The organism is Pseudomonas sp. DP-17 (assembly GCF_022380625.1).
Taxonomy (GTDB): Bacteria; Pseudomonadota; Gammaproteobacteria; order Pseudomonadales; family Pseudomonadaceae; genus Pseudomonas; species Pseudomonas nitroreducens_A.
The window spans coordinates 563151-584682 of record NZ_JAKSXG010000004.1; the positions used below are offsets into that span (position 1 = coordinate 563151).

At 66.7% G+C, this 21532-nt stretch carries 19 protein-coding genes; 11 read left to right on the plus strand and 8 right to left on the minus strand.

Annotated features, from left to right (window positions below):
* Positions 1 to 79: 79 nt before the first annotated feature.
* The 4 genes from MJ122_RS11895 to MJ122_RS11910 form a co-directional block, all read right to left on the minus strand.
* The gene (locus MJ122_RS11895; RefSeq protein ID WP_088417183.1) at positions 80 to 739 is read right to left on the minus strand and encodes a DsbA family oxidoreductase; all 660 of its coding nucleotides are present in this window, start codon (positions 737 to 739) and stop codon (positions 80 to 82) included.
* A 139-nt stretch (positions 740 to 878) separates the two neighbouring features.
* A complete protein-coding gene (locus MJ122_RS11900) occupies positions 879 to 3290 on the minus strand; it encodes a TonB-dependent receptor (protein WP_239744284.1) in 2412 nt (803 codons plus the stop codon).
* A gap of 249 nt (positions 3291 to 3539) precedes the next feature.
* A complete protein-coding gene (locus MJ122_RS11905) occupies positions 3540 to 4475 on the minus strand; it encodes a FecR domain-containing protein (RefSeq protein ID WP_239744285.1) in 936 nt (311 codons plus the stop codon).
* Complete coding sequence (locus MJ122_RS11910; RefSeq protein ID WP_239744286.1) at positions 4475 to 4978, minus strand: sigma-70 family RNA polymerase sigma factor; 504 nt, start codon at positions 4976 to 4978, stop codon at positions 4475 to 4477. Before MJ122_RS11910 ends, MJ122_RS11905 begins: the two co-directional genes overlap by 1 nt.
* Before the next feature lie 258 nt (positions 4979 to 5236).
* Between MJ122_RS11910 and fusA the strand changes: the two genes are divergently transcribed.
* Positions 5237 to 7345, plus strand: a complete 2109-nt coding sequence (gene fusA, locus MJ122_RS11915) for an elongation factor G (protein ID WP_088417179.1) — start codon at positions 5237 to 5239, stop codon at positions 7343 to 7345.
* Between the two features lie 203 nt (positions 7346 to 7548).
* Here fusA and MJ122_RS11920 read toward each other — a convergent pair whose 3' ends face one another.
* Positions 7549 to 8043, minus strand: coding sequence for a BRO family protein (locus MJ122_RS11920; protein ID WP_239744287.1), 495 nt, complete (start codon positions 8041 to 8043; stop codon positions 7549 to 7551).
* Positions 8044 to 8581: 538 nt separating this feature from the next.
* Positions 8582 to 10063 carry an ATP-binding protein gene (locus MJ122_RS11925; RefSeq protein ID WP_239744334.1) on the minus strand — a complete coding sequence of 494 codons (1482 nt, stop codon included), beginning with the start codon at positions 10061 to 10063 and terminating at the stop codon, positions 8582 to 8584.
* 212 nt (positions 10064 to 10275) lie between these two features.
* Between MJ122_RS11925 and MJ122_RS11930 the strand changes: the two genes are divergently transcribed.
* The 10 genes from MJ122_RS11930 to MJ122_RS11975 all read left to right on the plus strand — a co-directional run bounded on the left by MJ122_RS11930 (position 10276) and on the right by MJ122_RS11975 (position 18684).
* A complete protein-coding gene (locus tag MJ122_RS11930; protein WP_239744288.1) occupies positions 10276 to 11427 on the plus strand; it encodes an acyl-CoA dehydrogenase family protein in 1152 nt (383 codons plus the stop codon).
* Positions 11428 to 11458: 31 nt separating this feature from the next.
* Positions 11459 to 11830, plus strand: a complete 372-nt coding sequence (locus MJ122_RS11935; protein WP_017516776.1) for a hypothetical protein — start codon at positions 11459 to 11461, stop codon at positions 11828 to 11830.
* Between the two features lie 18 nt (positions 11831 to 11848).
* A complete protein-coding gene (locus tag MJ122_RS11940; protein WP_088417585.1) occupies positions 11849 to 12334 on the plus strand; it encodes a nuclear transport factor 2 family protein in 486 nt (161 codons plus the stop codon).
* Entirely contained in the window at positions 12331 to 13482 is a 1152-nt protein-coding gene (locus tag MJ122_RS11945) for an amidase (RefSeq protein ID WP_239744289.1), read from the plus strand. The genes MJ122_RS11940 and MJ122_RS11945 overlap by 4 nt, the downstream gene beginning before the upstream one ends.
* Before the next feature lie 10 nt (positions 13483 to 13492).
* Positions 13493 to 14776, plus strand: coding sequence for an aromatic ring-hydroxylating dioxygenase subunit alpha (locus MJ122_RS11950; RefSeq protein WP_239744290.1), 1284 nt, complete (start codon positions 13493 to 13495; stop codon positions 14774 to 14776).
* Positions 14773 to 15270 (plus strand): aromatic-ring-hydroxylating dioxygenase subunit beta, encoded by a 498-nt coding sequence (locus MJ122_RS11955; protein ID WP_239744291.1) that lies wholly within the window; start codon positions 14773 to 14775, stop codon positions 15268 to 15270. Before MJ122_RS11950 ends, MJ122_RS11955 begins: the two co-directional genes overlap by 4 nt.
* 10 nt (positions 15271 to 15280) lie before the next feature.
* Positions 15281 to 16021 (plus strand): SDR family NAD(P)-dependent oxidoreductase, encoded by a 741-nt coding sequence (locus tag MJ122_RS11960; protein ID WP_239744292.1) that lies wholly within the window; start codon positions 15281 to 15283, stop codon positions 16019 to 16021.
* Between the two features lie 412 nt (positions 16022 to 16433).
* Complete coding sequence (locus MJ122_RS11965) at positions 16434 to 17384, plus strand: PDR/VanB family oxidoreductase (protein ID WP_239744293.1); 951 nt, start codon at positions 16434 to 16436, stop codon at positions 17382 to 17384.
* A gap of 227 nt (positions 17385 to 17611) precedes the next feature.
* Complete coding sequence (locus tag MJ122_RS11970) at positions 17612 to 18316, plus strand: ferric reductase-like transmembrane domain-containing protein (protein WP_239744294.1); 705 nt, start codon at positions 17612 to 17614, stop codon at positions 18314 to 18316.
* Entirely contained in the window at positions 18313 to 18684 is a 372-nt protein-coding gene (locus tag MJ122_RS11975; RefSeq protein WP_239744295.1) for a cytochrome c3 family protein, read from the plus strand. Before MJ122_RS11970 ends, MJ122_RS11975 begins: the two co-directional genes overlap by 4 nt.
* A gap of 195 nt (positions 18685 to 18879) precedes the next feature.
* On the opposite strand, the gene MJ122_RS11980 is transcribed toward MJ122_RS11975, so the two are convergent.
* Both MJ122_RS11980 and MJ122_RS11985 read right to left on the minus strand, forming a co-directional pair.
* Positions 18880 to 19665, minus strand: coding sequence for a carbon-nitrogen hydrolase family protein (locus tag MJ122_RS11980; protein WP_088417171.1), 786 nt, complete (start codon positions 19663 to 19665; stop codon positions 18880 to 18882).
* 92 nt (positions 19666 to 19757) lie between these two features.
* Positions 19758 to 21440: an NAD(P)/FAD-dependent oxidoreductase gene (locus MJ122_RS11985; protein ID WP_239744296.1), complete on the minus strand. Its 1683-nt coding sequence runs from the start codon at positions 21438 to 21440 to the stop codon at positions 19758 to 19760.
* Between the last annotated feature and the right edge of the window lie 92 nt (positions 21441 to 21532).

The following is a 21532-nucleotide window of genomic DNA, read 5'->3' on the forward strand; positions in this document are numbered from 1 at the left end:
TGCCGCAGGGTGGGGCACCTTGTTCAGCCAGACCGCTGAAAAGGCCCGTGCGCAGCGGGCTTTTTCACACCGGTGAAGCTCACTCCGGCAATGGCGCCTGCCGTGCCACCTGGCGCAGCGCCTGCTCGTAGTAGTCGGTGCTCTGCGCGCCGGAGATCAGCTGCCGGCCATTGAGGATCACCGCCGGCACCGCGCGGATGCCGTGGCTGGTGTAGAAGTCCTCCTCGGCCACCACTTCGTCGGCGTAGGCGTCGCTGTCGAGGATCTCCCGCGCGCGCACGGCGTCCAGGCCGACGCTGATGGCCACTTCCAGCAGCACTTCCGGGTCGCTCGGGTCGCGTCCTTCGCCGAAGTAGGCATGCAGCAGCGCCTGTTTGAGGGCGATGTCGCGGTGCGACTCACCCGCCCAGTGCAGCAGGCGATGGGCATCGAAGGTGTTGTAGATGCGGCTGCGCTTCTTGAGGTCGAAGTGCACGCCGACTTCCTCGCCCATGGAGCGCAGGTGCTCCTGGTTGCGGGCGATGTCCTCGGCGCTGCTGCCGTACTTGCGCTGCAGGTGCTCCACCAGGTCTTCCCCTTCGGCGGGCATGTCGGCGTTGAGCTCGAAGGGCTTGATGCGCAGTTCCACCCTCAGCTCGCCGTCCACCCGGCGGATGGCTTCCAGCAGGCCGTTGAGGCCGATGGCGCACCAGGGGCAGACCACGTCGGAGACGAAATCGATGGTGATGGCGTCGCTCATGGGGCGAACTCCGGCAAATGGGCGAGCTTCCAGCATGGACCCGAATGGCGGTTGCGTTCCAGTGGCGAGACGGCCGGGCGATGTTCTTGCCTACCGGCTGGCTCTGGATAGGGTGCGACGTCCCTGTCGCATGGGGATGTCAGAAATCGACGGTCATCGACAGCTTCAGGGTGCGCGGATCGCCCTGGGTCAGGTAGCCGCCGATGGTGGAGGCCCAGTACGACTTGTTGGCGACGTTCTCCAGGTTGGCGCGCAGGGTCACGTCGCGCTCGTCCACCTTGAAGGCATAGCGGGCGCCGAGGTCGACGCGGGTCCAGGCCGGGATGCTCAGGTCGTTGGCAGCGTCCAGGTACTGGCCGCCGGTGCGCAGCACGCGGCCGTTGAGGGCGGCGCCCTGGAGGCCGGGAACGTCCCAGTCGGCGCCCAGGTTGTACTGGAAGGTCGGCACGCCCACGGCGCGGTTGCCGTCGGTCTTGCCGCCCGCGGTGTTCTTCAGCTCGGTGTCGATCCAGGTGCCGCCGGCCAGCAGGCGCAGGCCGTCGACGGGCTCGCCGAAGAGGTTCAGCTCGATGCCACGGTTTTCCTGCTCGCCATCGACGCTGAAGATCTTCGAATCCGGGTCAGTGGTGCTGAACGGCTGCTCGATGCGGTAGAAGGCCAGGTTGCCGCCGTAGCTGCCGAAGTCCAGCTTGGCGCCCACTTCCACCTGCTTGGAACGGTTCGGCGCGAAGACTTCGCCGAAGTTCGATGCACTGCTGGGCGCGGTCGGCCCTGCGGCCAGGCCTTCGATACGGTTGGCGTAGAGCGACAGGTACTCGGTGGGCTTCACCACCAGGCCGTAGACCGGCGTGGTGATCGACTCGTCGTAGCTGGCGGTGCGCTTGCCGACATAGTTCCAGCCGTCGGTACCGATGCTCTGCCGGCGCACGCCGACGGTCAGCAGCACACGGTCATCGAGCAAGCCCAGGGTGTCGGCGGCGGCCAGGCTCCTGTTCAGCGTCTTGCCGACGATGCCCGGATCGCTGTAGTCGCCGCCGCTCAGGGTCGGCGCGGGCTTGGGCGTCTGCACCGGATTGTAGATGTCGGTGGGGTAGCGCTTGGTGATCATGGTGTAGGCGCTGCGCTGTTCGGCCCAGATGCCGGCGACGCTGAGGTTCATCTGGTGGCTGACCGGCCCGGTGGCGAAGTGACCGTTCAGGCCGGCCATGGCGCTCTTGTTGTCCTCGTCGTGGGTGGCGTCCATCATGCCGCCGCCCGCGGCGCCGTTGTTGTCGCTGAGGGTCAGGGCCGAGTAGGCGCCGTTCTCGCGGGTGTGCTTGGCGCCGCCAGAGAGGTAGGCGGTCCAGTTGTCGTTGAGGTCATATTCGGCGCGGAACATGCCGAAGGTGTCTTCGAGCTGCGAATAGCTCCAGGACTGCGCGTAGTTGTCGTCGGCGTCCGGCGCGTGGGGGATGCTGGTGACGCCGGTGCCGACATAGACCACCGGGCGGCCCTGGTTGATGCGCTGCTTCTGGTAGCCGAAGTCGGTCATCAGGCGCAGTCGCTCGCCACGGTAGTCGAGATTGACGGTGGCCAGCTTGTAGCGCTGGTTCTCGTCGTCGACGCCGGTCTCGCCCTCGCGCTGGGCGAGGTTGATCCGCGCGCCGAAGCGGTTGTCCTCGCCGAAGCGCTGGCCCAGGTCCAGGTGCTCGCCGATCTGGTTGTCGCTGCCGTAGCCCAGGGTCACGCTGCGGGTGGGGACATCCTCGGCGCGCTTGGTCTGCAGGTTGACCGCGCCACCGATGCCGGAGCCGCTGGGCGTCACGCCGTTGATGAAGGCGTTGGGCCCCTTGAACAGCTCGACGCGCTCCAGCGACTCGGTGCCGATGATCTGCCGCGGGGTAACGCCATACAGGCCATTGAGCGAGACATCGTCGGTGCTCAGCGGCAGGCCGCGGATGACGAAGATCTGCGAGAAGTTGCCGTAGCCGTTGCCCTGGCGCACCGAGGCGTCGTTGAGCAGCACGTCGCCAACGGTCTGTGCCTGGGTGTCCTGGATGGTCCTGGCGGTGTAGCTGGCGAAGCTGAAGGGCACATCCTGGATGTCCTGGTTGCCCAGCATGCCCAACTGCGCGCCGCGGGCGACCTGGCCGCCGGCATAGGCGGGCGGCAGTTCGCCGCGTAGCTGCGCGGCGCCGCTGACGGTGGTGGCGTCCATTTCCAGGGCGCCGCTGCCATCGGGGGCGGCCTCTACGCCATAGCCGCTGTTCTTGCGCACCAGGCGGTAGCCGCTGCCTTGCAGCAGGTGTTCCAGACCCTCCTCGGGCGCGAAGCTGCCCTTGAGTCCCGCGCTCTGCTGGCGGTTCAGTGCCTGCGCCTCGAAGGCCAGCGGCACGCCGGCCTGGGCGGCGAAACGTGCCAGTACCTCGCCCAGCGGGCCGGGGGCGATGTCGTACTGGCGCTGCTGGCTGGCGGCTTCGGCGGCCTGGGTGGGCAGCACCACGCCACCGGTCAGGGCCAGGCCGACGGCCAGGGCGAGGGAGTGCGGGCGAAGGCGGGAGCGGAGGAGCATGGAGTGTTCCTGTCGGCGAAAGAGGTTGTCTTCCTCTTCACCGGGCGAGAGCGAAAAAGGTGTCAGGGGTGAGTGAATTTTTTTCAGACGGTGTTTTGGCAGAACGAGTGAAGTGAGGCGGCTTTTGTAGGATGGATGGAGCCTGAGCGATACCCATGCTGTCGGCGGCGGGCCCGATGGGTATCGCTCCGCTCCACGCCATCCTACGGACGCGCCCAACGCGATCGATCGCATTGAGGCGGAATCAGCTCATGCAGGCTCCACGGTGACCCAATAGCGCGTCAGCCGCCGCAGTTTCACCGGCAGCATGTCCGCCAGCAGCGCCAGTCCTGCGTCGCTGTCGCCAACAGGAATCGCCCCGGTCACCCGCAGGTCGGCCAAGCGTGGGTCGCAGCGCAGGAAGCCGCTGCGGTAGCGGCCCAGTTCGCCCAGCAGGTGATCCAGGCGCATGCCCTGGGCCAGCAACATGCCGTTCTCCCAGGCGCTGGCATTGGCGTCCGCCGTCTGCAGGGACTGGAATCCCTGTGCCCCGAAGACCAGCTGCTGGCCGGCGCTGACGACCTGGCTGGCGTACCCCGGCAGTTCGACGCTGACCTCCTTGTCCAGCACCGCGACCCGGCACGCATCGCCCAGATCGCGCAGGCTGAAGCGTGCGGTGGATGTGCGCAGCAGGCCGTGGCGGCCGTCGACGAGGAAGGGGCGCGGGTCGGGCAGGGCGTCGACGAGGATTTCCCCTTCGAGGAGGCGCAGGCGTCGCTCGCGGGCATTGAAGGCTACGTTCACCGCGCTGTCGGTATTCAGGGTCAGCTGGCTGCCATCAGGCAGGCGCAGGTGCTTGCGCTCGCCCACGGCAGTGCGCAGGTCAGCGTTCCACTCCGCCCAGGGCATCTGCCGCGCCGCCAGCCAGGCGGCGGGCGCCACGGCCAGCAGCACGCCCAGGCGGTTGAGCATCTGCCGGCGGCTCAGGCCCGTGCGTTGCAGGCTGTTGCGGCCCAGGCCCGGCGGCAGCTGGCGCAGGCCCAGCAGGGCTTCGGCGCGGCGCCAGGCCTCGGCGTGCTGGGCGCTGCGCGCGCGCCATTGCTCGATGGCCTGCAAGTCGGCATTGCTGGCCGGGTGTTCATTGAGGCGCACCAGCCAGTCTGCGGCTTCGCCGAGGATGCCGGGGTCCAGCGGTTGCTCGCGCATCAGGCGACGCTCAGGCAGGCGACGAAACCGGCACGCATATAGCGCTTTACGCTGGCCAGGGACACGCCCAGGCGCTCGGCGATCACCGGGTAGGTCAGGCCGTCCAATTGCGACAGCAGGAAGGCCTCGCGGGTCAGCGCTGGCAGTTCGCTCAGGGCGGCGTCGATGCGTTCCAGTGCCTCGAGGATCAGCTCGCGGGTTTCCGGGCCGGGCGCCAGCTCTTCGGGCAGCGCGGCGACGCTTTCCAGGTAGGCGCGCTCGATCTCCTGGCGCCGCCAGCGGTCCACCAGCAGGCCCTTGGCGATGTGGGTGAGGAGGGCGCGCGGGCGTTCGCCGAGGTCTTCCAGTGGCCGTCGCAGCAGGCGCAGGAAGGTGTCATGGGCCAGGTCGGCGGCATCCCAGGCGTTGCCCAGCCTGCCGCGCAGCCACTGCTGGAGCCAGCCGTTGTGCTCGTTGTAGAGAGTGTGCAGATGCTGCGGGGACGGGATTTTGACGAGGGCCACAGTGCGTGCGTCAGATTGTCATTTGAGAATGCCTATCATTTTAGGGTTTTCCCGTCTCCCAACGCAATGCCGCAGCGACGCAGCCGGTCGGACTGCGACATCCGCGACCGCGCGACACTGGAATTGCCACGAAGACGCGCTACCTTGAGCCTGTTGCGCTCAGAAATTTCTGACGCTTCACTTCCTTTCGCCGTCCCGCGCAGGCAACGGACCCGCAGCAGCAGGCCCGGCAGTCACCCAGCAGATACGGAGCACACCATGGCTCGCACCACGCCCATCGAGCTTTACCGCAACATCGGCATCGTCGCCCACGTCGACGCCGGCAAGACCACGACCACCGAGCGCATCCTTTTCTACACCGGTGTGAACCACAAGATGGGCGAGGTGCACGACGGCGCGGCGACCATGGACTGGATGGTGCAGGAACAGGAGCGCGGCATCACCATTACCTCGGCGGCCACCACGGCCTTCTGGCAGGGCTCGTCCAAGCAGTACCCCAACAAGTACCGCTTCAACATCATCGACACCCCCGGCCACGTCGATTTCACCATTGAGGTGGAGCGCTCCCTGCGCGTGCTCGACGGCGCGGTGGTGGTGTTCAGCGGCGCCGACGGCGTCGAGCCGCAGTCCGAGACGGTCTGGCGCCAGGCCAACAAGTACCACGTGCCGCGCCTGGCCTACGTCAACAAGATGGACCGCCAGGGCGCCGACTTCCTCCGCGTGGTGGCGCAGATCAAGCAGCGCCTGGGGCATACCCCGGTGCCGATCCAGCTGGCCATCGGCTCGGAAGAAACCTTTTCCGGTCAGATCGACCTGGTGAAGATGAAGGCCATCGTCTGGAACGATGCCGACCAGGGCACCAGCTACACCGAGGAACCCATCCCGGCCGAGTTGCAGGCGCTGGCGGACGAGTGGCGCGCGCACATGGTCGAGGCCGCCGCCGAGGCCAACGACGAGCTGATGAACAAATACCTCGAAGGCCAGGAACTGACCGTCGAGGAAATCAAGGCCGGCCTGCGCCAGCGCACCCTGGCCAACGAGATCGTCCCGGCGGTGCTGGGCTCCTCGTTCAAGAACAAGGGCGTGCCGCTGGTGCTCGACGCGGTGATCGACTACCTGCCGGCGCCCACGGAAATCCCGGCGATCAACGGCACCGACCCGGACGACGAAGAGAAGCACCTGGAGCGCCACGCCGACGACAGCGAGCCGTTCTCCGCGCTGGCCTTCAAGATCGCCACCGACCCCTTCGTCGGCACCCTGACCTTCGCCCGCGTGTATTCCGGCGTGCTCAGCAGCGGCGACGCCGTGCTCAACTCGGTGAAGATCAAGAAGGAGCGCGTCGGCCGGATGGTGCAGATGCACGCCAACCAGCGCGAGGAGATCAAGGAAGTGCGCGCCGGCGACATCGCCGCGCTGATCGGAATGAAGGACGTCACCACCGGCGACACCCTGTGCTCCATCGACAAGCCGATCATCCTCGAACGCATGGACTTCCCCGACCCGGTGATCTCCGTGGCCGTGGAGCCCAAGACCAAGGCCGACCAGGAGAAGATGGGCATCGCCCTGTCCAAGCTGGCCCAGGAAGACCCCTCGTTCCGCGTCAAGACCGACGAGGAAACCGGGCAGACCATCATCTCCGGCATGGGCGAGCTGCACCTGGACATCATCGTCGACCGCATGCGCCGCGAGTTCAACGTCGAGGCCAACATCGGCAAGCCGCAGGTGGCCTACCGCGAGGCGATCCGCAAGAAGTGCGAGATCGAGGGCAAGTTTGTCCGCCAGTCCGGCGGCCGTGGCCAGTTCGGTCACTGCTGGATTCGCTTCGAGCCGGGCGACGAGGGCAAGGATGGGCTGGAGTTCGTCAACGAGGTGGTCGGCGGCGTGATCCCGCGCGAATTCATCCCGGCGATCCAGAAGGGCATCGAGGAACAGATGCAGAACGGCGTGCTCGCCGGCTACCCGCTGATCGGCCTGAAGGCCTCGGTGTTCGACGGCTCCTACCACGACGTCGACTCCAGCGAGATGGCGTTCAAGATCGCCGCCTCCATGGCCACCAAGCAGCTCTCGCAGAAGGGCGGCGCGGTGCTGCTGGAGCCGGTGATGAAGGTCGAGGTGGTGACGCCGGAGGACTACATGGGCGACGTGATGGGCGACCTCAACCGCCGGCGCGGGCTGATCCAGGGCATGGAAGATACGCCAGCCGGCAAGGTCATCCGCGCCGAGGTGCCGCTGGGCGAAATGTTCGGCTATGCCACCGACGTGCGCTCGATGTCCCAGGGGCGTGCCAGCTACTCGATGGAGTTCACCAAGTACGCCGAGGCGCCGGCGAACATTGCCGAGGCGATCATCAAGAAGGCCAACGGCTGAGGCTCCTTCCTGAACCGACAACGGCGCCCGCGGGCGCCATTGTCGTTGGTGGTCTCCGGCATGGCGGCTTTTCGTAGGGCGGATAACTCGCCAGCGTTATCCGCCGCGTACCTATCGGCGGATAACCCGTTCCGGGTTATGCGCCCTACGGTGCTGAGCCAGCAACAGCACCTTCGGGCGCCATTGTTATTCCACTGACGCGTTCAACGTTTCCAGAATCCACGCGGGCCGTTCGGCTTGTCCTCGATGCGGGTGAAGGTCGGCAGGTCGTCCAGCGGCACCCAGACCTCGCCCTGCCAGTCGAGCACGTTGACGTAGCCGTCCAGCCAGACCAGGCGCATGCGGCGCGGCTGGTGCGGGTTGGTCTGGTACTGGTCGCGCAGCAGGGGGATCACCTCTTCCCGGAACCAGCGGCCGAGGGTGCGGTTCTCCGGGTGGCTGTGGCGGTACAGCGCCTTGTACAGGGCCGGCTCGCTGATGACCTCGGCAGGTTCTTCGTTGCCGCTCTGGCTGAGCAGGCGGACCTCGCGCACTTCGTCTTCCTCCAGACGGCGTGCGAGCACCGTGGGATGGTGCAGGCCGATCAGGCGCGCCACGTCGGTGCCGACGAACCACGGCTGGTTGTCGATCATCAGCGCCCGTAGCGGGCGGTTGTGGCGCAGGAAGGTAGTGGCGGTGAGTGCGGGTAAGACATCCATGGCGGGTACTCCGGTTCGACAGGGGAACCGCCATCCCTGGAAGGGAGGCGGACCGCGTGGGGGTGAAGAACCGGGAACATAGGAACCGGCAGGCCCGAGAGCCTCCCCACGCGGTCCACCATCAAGCTGCTGCAGTTTCCTACAGTTGCGTGGGGGCCTACAAAAACGATTCGCTGTTTTCGTATGCACCATTGGCAAGGTCGCGCCTATATTCCGTCAGGTCTTCACACCCGGCCACGGGATTGACCGTGGCGGACTGGAATCTAGCGACGGCCCTTGTAGGCCCACAAGGCGGTTTGCCGGTGGGAAATTTCGAGAGCATGAAGGCTTTTCGTAGGGCGCATAACGCGCCAGCGTTATCCGCCGTAGGATCATCGGCGGATAACCCGTTCCGGGTTATGTGCCCTACGGTGCCGGCCTTACCGGTGAGTCACGGAGGTAGGATGGGTGGAGCTTGCGATACCCATGCTGCACGGTACGTCGCCATCGATGGGTATCGCTGCGCTCCACCCATCCTACGAAAAGCGTCGCACCTTGTTTACGACGGATCCGCCAACGGCAACCCGAAGCAGAACATCGCCCCGCACGGCTCGACGTTCTGGGCCCAGATATCGCCGCGATGCCGCGAGACGATGCTCTGGCACAGCGCAAGGCCAATGCCGTTGCCGCTCACCTTCGAGGTGAAGAAGCCGTCGAACAGCCGCTCCCTGGCCCCGGCATCGATGCCGGGGCCCTGGTCGAGCACGCAAAGCCGTGCGCTGTCACCCTCGCGAGAGGTGCGGATGCGCAGCAGGCGGCGCTCTTCCGGGAGGTTGAGCATCTCCTCGATGGCGTTGAAGGCGAGGTTGAGGATCACCTGGCCGACCAGCACCTTCTCGCAGCTCACCCACAGCGGTTCGTCGCAGCGCTCCAGTACCACGCGCACGTTGCTTGGCTGGGCCTTGAGGCTGATGAAGTAGAGCGTCTCGCCGAGCAGTTCGTTGAGGTCGATGCGCTGCTCGGCCTGCTCCAGTTTCACCACGTATTCGCGCACGCTCTTGATGATCAGCGAGGCGTGCTCGATCTGCCGCACCGCATTGTCCAGGCCCCAGGCGGCGGAGGCTTCGGCCTTCTGTTCGCGGTCCAGGCGGATCAGCGCGCCCTCGATGAAGTTGCGCGTGGCCGCCAGCGGCTGGCTGAGTTCGTGGGCAATCGCCAGGGCCATCTCGCCCATGGCGTTGTAGCGCGCCAGGTATTCCAGTTTCTGGTCGCTCTGGCGCTGTGCCTGGGCGGCGCGGACCTGGTCGGTGACGTCGCGGAACAGCAGCAGGTGGCCGACCAGGTCGTCTTCGATCTCGATGTAGCGGCAGGTCGCGTGGTGCCAGCGCCATTCGCCATCCAGGCGTTGCAACTGGTAGCTGACGGAGTAGGGCTCGCGGCTGGGCGGCTGCATCGCCAGGTGGTGTTCCAGGCGCGGGCGCGTGGCGCTGTCGCAGCGGCCGAGGAAGTTGTGCGCCATCCAGTCGTCCTGAGTGCCGCCCAGCAGGGGCAGGGCGGATTCGCTGAGGAAACGCAGGTTGCCGTCCGCATCCAGTACCGCCACGCCTTCGGCGAGGTCCTGCATGAAGGCCTTCAGGCGGCTCTCGAAACGTTGCAGGTCGCGCTCGACCTGCTTCTCCTTCGAGATATCGCGGAACTGCACCATCAGCACGTCGCGCTCTTGAAGAGGCACGCGGGTGGCAACGGCTTCGGAGAGGATTTCCACGCCCTGCTTGGAGCGGTAGCACCACTCGATGGTGCGCTGGCCGGTGCGCGCGGCGCCTTCCAGCCAGCGCAGGCCGACCGAGCGGCGGTACTGCGGGGCCTTGGCGGTCATGTCCGGTGCCTTGAGCGGCACCAGCTCTTCGAGGGTGAAGCCCAGCACGGCCAGCGCGGCGTTGTTCGCCCAGAGGATTTCCTTGGTCTGCACGTCATGGAGGATCACGCACAGCGGCATGGCCTGGAGCAGGGCGAGGAAGTCGTCGGGCTTGGGCTGGAACATCATGCGGGACTCTTTGGGCAGTGCTGTCTTTATACCGCGCAGCGTAACGCGAAGGGACTGCGGAGTAACTCGCCGCCGACTAGGGGATTCCTTTAGGCATGGGGCTGCACGCCCCAATAGTTGGGCGGGTAGGGCGGTTCATACACTGGCCCCAACGACGACCGACCCGCATCGAACGGGCCGGCCCTACAAGAACAACCGGAGATGACGCCATGTTGCGTGCCGCCCTCGCCGAACCGCTCGATGCGGACGGCCGTGCCCTCGAATTCCAGCGCGTGCTCGACGAAGTCCGCCAACGCCGCGACGAGTTCGACAGCCGCTCCCACGTTCCCCGCGACATGATCGAACGCTTCCGCGACGTGGGCATCTACCGCGCCGCGACCCCGCGCTGCTTCGGCGGCGACGCGCTGCCGCCGGCGCAGTTCCTGCGCCTGGTCGAACGCATCGCCGAAGCCGACGGCTCCGCCGGCTGGGTGGCCAGCTTCGGTAGCGCCAGCACCTACCTCACCGCACTGCCGCGCCACACCCTCGCCGAGCTCTATGCCGACGGCCCGGACCTGGTGTTCGCCGGCGGCCTGTTCCCGATCCAGCCGGCCACGCAGGTGGAAGGCGGCTGGCGCGTCAGCGGCACCTGGAAGTTCGCCAGCGGCTGCAAGGGCGCCGATGTGCTCGGTGTGGGTATCGGCATCGGCGGCCCGGGCGGCAAGCCGCGTACCGCGCTGCTGCGCGCCAGGGACGTGGAGATCGTCGAGAACTGGAACGTGGTCGGCCTCAAGGGCACTGGCAGCCACGACTTGAAGCTGGACAACGCCTTCGTCGCGGACGACTGGACCTTCATCCGCGGCGGCGAATCGAACATCGACGAGCCGCTGTACCGCTACCCGACTATCGCCTACGCCGCCCAGGTGCTCGCCGTGGTCAACCTCGGCCTGGCCCGCGCGGCGCTGGACGAGATCACCCGCATGGCGTCTTCCAGCGGCGTGACCGGCGCGCCCAAGCTGGGTGATCGGGCCTACGTACGCATCGAGATCGGCAAGGCCGAAGCCGAATTGCAGGCCGCGCGCGGCTTCTTCTATGACGCCACCGAGACCGTCTGGGATTCCATCCTCGCCGGCAACGCCGTGACGCCCGAGCAGGTCAGTCAGCTGCGCCTGGCCGCTGTGCACGTATCCCGCGCCGGCGCTGACGTGGTGCGCCGCGCCTACAGCCTGGCCGGCACCACGGCGATCTACCTCAACCACCCGCTGCAACGCTACCTGCGCGACGCCATGGTGGTGACCCAGCACGCCTTCCTCAGCGATGGCATGTACGACGGCGCCGGCGCGGTGCTGCTCGATGTGCCGCCGTTCCCCGGATACATCTGATTCGACCCCATAAGAACAAGGACCCAGAAACATGACTCGTCCGACCACCGAACCCTTGCGCGTATTGTTCTGCATCGGCATCGCCCAACCGTTCTTCGACCTGCCCACCGGTGAAGGCATCACCGTGTGGAAAGGCTTCTCGCAGATGATGAGCGACCTCGGCGCGCTGCCGGGCATGAACGTGCTCGGCGTGCTGGATGACGACCGCCTGATGGTCGGCCCGTCCACCACCTCGCCGTGGACCGTCTACATCATGGCCGACGTCGATTGCCACCAGACTGTGATCGACGCCTGCAACCTGTTCCGCACCACCCCGGTGGGCGAGTACAGCCTGTGGAAGTACGCCAAGGTCGAGGCGCGCATCGGCCGCCCGCTGACCATCCCCGAAGCCGCGCGGACCTGAGCCATGAGCAGCCTGAGCATGGCCGAGCTGAACCGCCGCCTGGAGACCCTCGAAGGGGAAAGCCAGGTGCGCCGGCTGATGGCCCGCTACATGGACCTCTGCGACGTGCCGCACGCGCCGGTGGCGATGAGCGAGCTGGCCGAGCTGTTCAGCGAGGATGCGGTGTGGGAAGGCATCGGCACTTCCACGGCGCAGACCTTCGGCCATCACCAGGGCCGCGAAGCCATCGCCGCGTTCGTCTTCAGCTATCTGCCGCCGTCGCCGCACTTCACGCTGAACCTGCACTTCCTCACCAGCGAGTCGATCCGCGTCGACGGTCGCACCGCGCGCGGGCAGTGGATCATGCAGCAGCTCTCGACCTATGCCGAGGGCCACACCGAGCTGTTCGGCACGCGCCTGGACATCGACTTCCGCGAGATCGACGGGCGCTGGCAGATCAGCCACTTCCGTACCCAGCGCCTGTCGCAACGCCTGCTGGGCCAAGTCGAGGAGGGCCGCGCATGAGCACCTTCGTCAGCGAATTCATTCTCGGTAGTGGCGACAAGCGCGTCGCGGTCAAGGACAGCATCGACATCGCCGGCCACCCGACCCGTTGCGGCACCCGCGCGCTGGCCGATGCCGCACCCGCCGAGCGCAATGCCTTCGTGGTCGATGCCGTGCTGAACGCCGGCTGGCAGATCGTCGGCAAGACCAACCTTCACGAACTGGCCTTCGGCGTCACCGGCATCAACGACTGGACCGGTACGCCGATCAACCCGATGGCGCCGGACCGCGTGCCCGGCGGCTCGTCCAGCGGTTCCGCGTCCGCCGTGGCGGCGGGCCTGGCGGACATCGCGCTGGGTTCCGACACCGGCGGTTCGGTCCGTGTGCCGGCGGCCTGCTGCGGCATCGCCGGGCTGAAGCCGACCTTCGGCCGCGTCAGCCGCGACGGCGTGCACCCGGCGCAGAGCAGCCTGGATTGCGTCGGCCCGTTTGCCGCCAACATGGCCGACCTGATCGCCGCCATGCAGGTCATCTGCCCCGGTTTCGGCGAGGTGCAGCTGCCGGGCGAGGGCGCCCGCGTGGCCTTCCTTGAAGTGCCGTCCGCACCGCACATCCAGGCTTGCCTGGGGGCCGCCGCCGACCGTGCCGGCTGGCGCCGCAGCCACCTGTTCCTCGGCGAGTTCGAGGCGGCCTTCCAGGCCGGGCTGGTGGTGATCAATCACGAAAACTGGGCCGCCTACGCGGCGCTGACCGGCAAGGGGCTGATCGGCGCCGACGTCGAGCAGCGCCTGCTGCTGGCCAGCCGCACCACCGACGCCGAGCGCGCCGAGGCGGAGAAGGTGCGCGAGCACTTCACCCGCGCCATCGACGCCGCGCTGGAGGATTTCGAAGTCCTGCTGCTGCCGACCATGCCCGACCTGCCGCCGCTGCTCAGCGATGCGCGCAACGGCAAGTCGGTGGCCGGCATGACGCCCCTGGTGCGGCCTTTCAACCTCAGCGGACACCCGGCGCTGACCGTGCCGGTGGACCTGGATTGCGGCGGGCTGAAAGTCGGCCTGCAGATCGTCGGCCGCAAGGGCGACGACGAACGCGTGTGCGCCTTCGGTGCGCAACTCGAACACAGCCTGGCCGCCACGCGGCCTGCGCCAAAACATAAGAAATCGGCATGAGGAGATGGGCATGAGCGCTCACGAATACCGGCTGATCGCCCGGTCGCGCAGCGTCGAAGAGCTGGTTGGCGACGACCGCGTCGATGTTTCGCTGTACAACGACCTGCAACTGTTCGAAGCGGAGATGGACAAGATCTTCTACCGCACCTGGGTGTGGGTCGCCCACGAAAGCGAAGTGCGCAACGCCGGTGACTTCAAGACCACCAGCGTCGGTCGCCGCCCGGTCATCGTGGTGCGCGACAAGAAGGGCAACATCAACGTCCTGGAAAACCGTTGCCGCCACCGTGGCGCCACCGTCTGCGAGAAGCACAAGGGCAATGCCACCGGCTTCACCTGCCCGTACCACAGCTGGTCCTACGCACTGGACGGCAAGCTGCGCGCGCTGCCGTACCCGGATGGCTACGAGGACATCCTCGACAAGTCCGAGCTGCCGCTGACCAGCCTGCGCGTGGAGAGCTACGCCGGCATGGTGTTCGCCACCTACAACGACGAGATCGAGCCGCTGGAAGACTTCCTCGGCGGGGCGAAGCACTGGATGGACCTGTTCATGAAGCAGGGCGCCGGCTACCCGATCAAGACCCAGGGCGAACACAAGTTCACCTTCAAGGGCAACTGGAAGATCCAGCTGGAAAACACCACCGACGGCTACCACTTCCCCATCGTGCACAAGTCGTTCATGTCCTCGGTGGATGAAGAGACCGAGGAGATGCTCTCGTTCATGAGCGACGAGCAGGCGGTCACCCACGCCCTGGGCAACGGCCACAGCGTGATGGTGATGGTTCCCGAGCACGTCGACCTCGACCAGGACGATGGCACCGAGCAGCTGCAGGAGCGCTTCGCCCACGTCACCGAGGAACTGTCGAAGACCATGGAGCCTGCACAGGTGCGCCGCATCGTCCGCTCGCTGCATGGCGCCGGCTTCAACCTCAACCTGTTCCCCAACGTGGCCATGTCCATGTCGTTCTTCCGCGTGCTGCGGCCGATCTCCGTCACCGAGACCGAGATTCGCCACGTCGCCCTGGGCATGGACGGCGGCCCGGAAATCGCCAACCGCGAGCGCATGCGCATCCACGAGCACTTCCAGGGCCCGTTCGGCTTCGGCAGCCCGGATGACGCCGAGGCCTGGGATCGCGTTCAGCGTGGCTCCTATGCCGGCGTCGACGCGCCGATCCTGGTCAACCGTGGCCTGAACCGCGAAGTGGTTGCCGAGAACGGCGACAAGGTCTCCCACGCCACCGACGAAGGCGGCATGCGCGAGGCGTACCAGATGTGGAAAAGGATGATGAGCCAATGAGCAACGACACCCTGAACGGCTTCTCCGGCCCGCTGGCCAAGGCCATCGAATTCGTCTGGCGCGAAGCCGAGCTGCTTGACCGCAAGGACTACGCGCAGTGGTCGCAGCTGTGGAGCGAAGACGGCGTCTACGTGGTGCCGATCGACGGTGAGGACGATGACTTCGCCTCGCGCCTGAACTACGTCTTCGACGACGCACGCATGCGTGCGCTGCGCATCGAACGCCTCACCGGCGGCCATTCGCCGTCGGCGGTGGATGCGGCGAAGACCGTGCGCACGGTTTCGCGCTTTTCCCTGGTGGAAGCGGCGGGCGATCTGGTCGAGGTGAACTCGGCGCAGGTGCTCTACGCCTACAAGCGCGGTGTGGCGACGCCTTTCATTGCCGACCTGAACCACCGCATCCGCTTCGTCGACGGCCAGCCGCGACTGGAGCGCAAGGTGATCCGCCTGATCAACGCCGAAGACGCGCTCAACGCGCTCGGCTTCCTGCTCTGAGGGCCGCGCCATGCAACGAGTAGCCCTGGTAACTGGCGCCGCGCGCGGGCTTGGTGAAGTCATCGCGCGCCGCCTGCACGCCGCCGGCCTGCGCGTGGCGCTGGCCGACCTCAACGAGGAGGCGGTGCAGCGCCTGGCCGACGAACTCGACCCGGAGGGCCAGACAGCCCTCGGCTTGAAGCTGGATGCGCGGGAGAAGGCCGACTTCGAACTTGCCCGCGATCTGATCGCCCAGCGCTGGGGCGGCACCGACATCCTGGTGAACAACGCCGGGATGTCCAAGGTGGCCGCGTTGATGGACATCAGCCCGGAGGACTTCGATGCCTCCATGGCAGTGAACCTGCGCGGCACCTTCGTCGCCTGCCAGGTGTTCGGCACTCACTTCGCCGCGCGCGGCTTCGGCCGCATCGTCAACATCGCCTCGCTGGCCGGGCAGAACGGCGGTACCGCCACCGGCGGCCACTACGCGGCGGCCAAGGGCGGCGTGGCGACCCTGACCAAGGTGTTCGCCCGCGAACTCTCGGGGCAGGGCGTGACGGTCAACGCCATCTCGCCGGGGCCGCTGGACTTGCCGGTGGTCTACGAGAGCGTGGCGCCCGAGCGCCTGGAGCAGATCCTCAAGACCATCCCCGCCGGCCGCCTGGGCGACCCGACCTTCATCGCCGACAGCGTACTGCTGCTCTGTGCGGAGAACGCCGGGTCGGTGACCGGGGCGTGCTGGGATATCAATGGTGGGTTGTTCATGCGCTGAGGGTTTGGGTTGGACGGACGGCGAATAACGCTGCGCGTTATGCGCCCTTCGCTTGGCCTGAGCTTGAGTGGGGGAACTGAAGCGCCTCTCTCCCTAACCCTCTCCCGCAAGCGGGAGAGGGGACTGATCGGCAGCGCTGGAAACACCGCGCGCTCCAGACACTGTGAACCGCTCTCTCCCTGCAAAAGAGGGGACCTTACGGCGCAGGATGGCACTACCGCGCCAGCCGGCACGGACCACTCCCTCTCCCTTCAGGGATAGGGCGGGGGAGAGGGAACAACCGTCCACTCCCAGATTTTCCGAGCGAGCCCCGGCCCGCTCCATTAACCAACCGAAACACCCGTCCGCTCGTCACAAAGAGGCCGGGGAAAGGGGCCACAGAGCCCGCACCCAATGCCTTGCAGGTAACGCCATGATGAAGGTCAGAATCGAAAGGATCGTCGAGGAAGCGCAGGACATCCGCTCCTTCCGCCTCGTACGTTGTGATGGCCAGCCGTTCGACGCCTACGAGCCGGGCGCCCACGTCGACGTCACCGGGCCCACCGGGGTGACGCGCCAGTACTCGCTGTGCAGCCCTCCGGATGACCGTGCCGCCTACCTGGTGGCGGTGAAGAAGGAGGGCGCTTCCCGTGGCGGCTCCAGCGCGCTGCACGATGTGCAGGAAGGCGCCGAGCTGGATATCGGCGCGCCGCGCAACCTGTTCCGCCTGGCAGCGGAAGCTCAGGAACACGTACTGTTCGCCGCCGGCATCGGCGTCACGCCGCTGCTGAGCATGGCCTACCGCCTGAACGCCAGGGGCGAACCCTATCGCCTGCACTACTTCGCCCGTTCCGCCGAGCACGCGGCCTTCGTCGAACTGCTGAGCAGTGACGCGTTCGCTGGCAAGGTGGAGCTGCACTACGGCGTCGAACCCGCCGACCTCGACCGTGTGCTGGGCGAATGCCTGGGGCGCGCGTCACGACACGCGCACGTCTACACCTGCGGGCCGGCGCCGTTCATGAACAAGGTGGTGGAGATCGCCGCGCGCAGCCGTCCGGATGACGCCATCCACCTGGAGCACTTCCAGGCCGACCCGGCCGCCAACGCGGCGCCGGCCGGCTCCTTCGAAGTGGAGCTGGCCAGTTCCGGCGTGGTGCTTCAGGTACCGGCGGACTCGACGCTGGTGGACGTACTGCAGGCCCACGGCTGCGACATCGACACCGAGTGCCGCGAAGGCATCTGCGGCACCTGCATCGTCGAAGTGCTGGAGGGCGAGCCGGAGCACCGCGACAACTGCCTGTCGAACAAGGAGAAGGCCGCCAACAAGCAGATCTGCGCCTGCGTCTCGCGGGCCAGATCCGCGCGCCTGGTGCTCGACCTGTAAGCCTGACCGCTCTGCGTAGGATGGCGTGGAGCGAAGCGATACCCATCATTCTGCTGCATCCGGCAGCATGGGTATCGCAAGCTCCACCCATCCTACGGACCCCGGCGTCCTACAGGGAAAGATCGGCGCGCGGTGGCAGCGCCGGCAATTCGTCTGGCAGACAGCGACAGTCGCGCGCCGTCGGCGCTTGCTAGCCTCCGACGACGAATCCCTCGTTCGGAGATCCCATGCCTGCGCTGATTGCGCGCCTGGCGCTCGGCTGCCTGCTGCCGGTCGCCGTCCTGCTCGGGCTCGGCGCCATGCCGGGGCTCGGCTATGCCTGGGATTTCGCCAACGCCGCCGGGTTGCTCGGTGGCTGCCTGCTGGGGCTGCTCTTCGTCATCGGTGGACGCCCTCAGCCTCGCCCGCTCTATGAGGGCAAGTTCTTCCTGCGCCTGCACCGCGACCTGGGCTTTGTCGCCATCGCATTGCTGCTGGTACACATCGTCGTGCTGCTGGTCGATGAACCCCTGCTGATCGAAGACCTGCTTCCCTCCGCACCGGGCTACATGCTGGCCGGGTTAGCGTCGGCGATCCTGATGCTGGTACTGGCGGTTTCCAGCCTGAATCGCGTGCGTCCACGCTGGAGCAGCAGTGCGGCGTCGTTCCGTCGCTGGCACTACGGTGGCAGCCTGTTCGCCCTGGTGCTGATGGCCGTGCACGTGCTTGGCGCGGGTTACTACAGTGGCGGAGTCTGGAAGGGCGCCTTGCTGGTAGCGCTGTTGCTGGTGGTGGCCGTCTGGCCGCGCCTGCCAAAACCTGGCAACGGCATCAGCGGTCGTAAGCGAAATACCGCGCAAAGGGCCACCTGGTTCGCGCTAGCGGCCAGCATCGTGATCGTCGGGATGTCGGCGCTCTACAGCCTGCTGGCGAATGTGGAGCTGCCACTGTGAAGCGAACCTGGATCGGTCTTTGCGTCGCCGCTGGCGTGGCGCTGTCGGCGGGGGCATGGTTTGCCCACCAGCACTGGCAGCAAGGCCGCCCGCTGATGCCGCTGGCGGTCCCCCATGAGCCGCACGCTTCGGTGAACTGCATCACCTGCCACCACGACTACAAGGACCAGTCGCCTTCGGTTTCCGGCAACCGCACCTGCATCCTCTGCCACAAGCAGAGCCCGGCGCTGGCCGTGCGCATCGAAGCGGACTTCCATCAGCTCTGCCAGAGCTGCCATCTAGAACGCTTGCAAGCCTTCCACGCCAGCGGGCCGGTGCGCAGCTGCCAGGCGTGCCACCGAGACTCAACGGAGAAATCCAAACCGTAGGGTGCATAACGCCTGAGGCTTCTCCACGCTACGGAGCTGAACGTGGCCGCTTTTGTAGGATGGCGTCGAGCGCAGCGATACCCATCAGTAGTCCGTGCCCGGCAGCATGGGTATCGCAAGCTCCACCCATCCTACGTATTCCTGCGCGAGCCCGAACGGGCAGAAGTAAAAGCCCGGCGTAATGCCGGGCTCTTTTCAGCTGCGATACAGCACCGGCCGCCGCAGGTGCACATAGCTGTATCCCTCGCGCGCCAGGGCAATGCGCTGCGGGTCCAGCTCGGCCACCAGCAGTTCCTCGCTGTGTTTGGCCTTGGTCAGCACCTGGCCATCCGGGGCAACGATGCTGCTCAGGCCGCAGTACTCGATCTCCTCCTCGTTGCCCACGTAGTTGGCGTAGGCAAGGAACACCTGGTTCTCGTACGCGCGAGTCGGCACCAATACCTGGGCGACGAACTCGTAGGGACGCATGTTGGCGGTGGGCACCAGCACCAGGTCGGCGCCGGCCATTGCCAGGCTGCGCACGTTTTCGGGGAATTCGACGTCGAAGCAGATCAGCAGGCCGACCTTCCAGCCGTCCAGCTCGAAGATCGCCGGCGGCTGGTCGGAGGCGCTGAACTGGCTGCGGTCGAGATCGCCGTAGAGGTGGGTCTTGCGGTAGTTGGCGCGGCGCTCGCCCTGGCGGTCGATCAGCTGCACGCTATTGAAGACCGCGTCGCCGTCACGCTCGGGGTAGCCGTAGAGGATGCCGAGCTTGTTTTCGCGGGCAATTTCGGCGATGCGCAGGGCGGACGGGCCGTCACAGCTTTCCGCCAGCTCCGCGACGCGTTTTGCGCCGATGTTGTAGCCGGACAGGTACATCTCCGGCAGCACCAGCAGGTCCGCGCCATTCTGCACCGCCTGCTGCGCGGCCTGCTCCAGGCGGCGCAGGTTGCCGGCGACATCGTCGGGGCCGGGTGGGCACTGGTAGAGGGCAAGGTACATGGGGTTCTCCTTCGAAACGCGCAAGGCCGGGATCAGGCAGTGTGCACCCGATCCCGGCCCTGCGCGAGCCGCTGTTCAACCAGTGGAACGGATCAGTCCGGCAGGACCATCGGGCCCAGTTCGGCGAAGCAATCGCCCGGGCCGGGGTTCTCCGGATGGGTCGCGCCGCCGAAGTGTTTCATGATCCCCCACACGGCGTTGAGCGAGGTCTGCACCGCGCCCTCCACCCAGGCCGGGGTCCAGGACACGTCGTCGCCGGCGATGAAGATGCCGCGCTGCTCGGCGGGCATGTCGTCCTGCATGAAATGCGCGTACATGCGCTGGTTGTAGCGGTAGTGGCCCGGCAGCGCGCCCTTGAAGGCGCCGAGGAAGTGCGGGTCGGCCTCCCAGGACACGGTGATCGGGTTGCCGATGATGTGGCTGGCGATGTCGACGCTCGGGTAGACCTTCTTCAGCGCGTCCAGCGCCAGCTGCACGCGCTTCTCCACCGGGTGCGGCAGCATCTTCATGGCGTCGCTCATCCAGGAGTAGGACAGGCAGATCACCCCCGGCTTGTCGTCGCCGTTGTCGAACAGGTAGGTGCCGCGGGTCAGGCGGTCGGTGAGGGTCATGCTCATCACGTCGCGGCCGGTCTGCGGGTCCTTGTCCTTCCAGAACGGCCGGTCGACCATCACGAAGGTCTTCGAGGACTGCATGTAGCGGGTGCGGTCCAGGGCCATCCACATCTTCTGCGAGAACAGCGCTTCCTCGCACTCGATCTGGGTGGTCAGCAGCCAGGTCTGGCAGGTCGCCAGGACGGCGGCGTAGTGGCGGGTGTCGCCCCAGTAGTCGGTGACGGCGAAGGTGCCGTCGGCGGCGCGGGCGATCTTCTTCACGCCCGGACGCGGCGCGCCATTGTGCAGCGAGGCCAGGGAGGTGCCGGCCGGCCAGTGCGCGCAGTTTTCCGGTACGTGGCTCCAGATGCCGCGCGGCACCTGTTCGACGCCGCCGACGACCAGGTGCTGGTGGTCATCGCAGTTGGTCATCACCACGCGGAAGATTTCCAGCATGGAGTTGGGGAAGTCCGAGTCCCAGCCGCCGGTGCCGAAGCCGACCTGGCCGAAGATTTCGCGGTGGCGGTAGGACAGGCGGGAGAAGGCCTTGGAGGTGGCGACGAAGTCGTAGAAGGTGCGGTCGTCCCATTTCGGCACCAGCTCGTCCCACAGCGCCTTGAGCTTGACGGTGTCGCGCTCGCGGATGGCGTCCTGGATCTCGGAGAAGCGTGCGCCGTCTTCCAGGGCGTCGGCCCAGGCCTGGGCGACTTCGCGGAAGATTTCCGGCAGGTCGTCGATCTTCTCGGCGTAGTGGCTGGTGCCTTCCAGGTCGACCACGGTACTGCCCGAGGCCGGGGTCAGCGGGTTGGGGAAGGGCTTGGTCTCCAGGCCGAGCTTGTCGACGTAGTGGTAGAAGGCGGTGCTGGACACCGGGAAGCGCATGCCGCCCAGCTCGGCGATGATGCCGTCGGCGCCTTCGAAGCTTTCCGAACGCAGCCGGCCGCCCATTTTCGCGGCCTCGTAGACGACGGGCTTGAGGCCCATCTTCATCAGCTCATAGGCCGCCACCAGGCCGGAAATCCCGGCCCCGACTATGGCCACCTCCTGGCCGTGCTTGTCGGCAGGAATGCTGCCCAGCCCGGCGGGGTGTTCGATCCAGTCGTCGAAGGCGAAGGGGAAATCCGGGCCGAAGATGGTCACCGGTTTCTTGCCGGGGGTGTTGGGGTGGCGGTTCTTGTGCATGGGGGCTTCCTTCTTGTTCGAGGTGCCGGTTGTTCGAGGTGCCGGTTGTTCGGCGTGCCGGCTTGTATCACCAGCTTGGCAAGGCTTTCGCG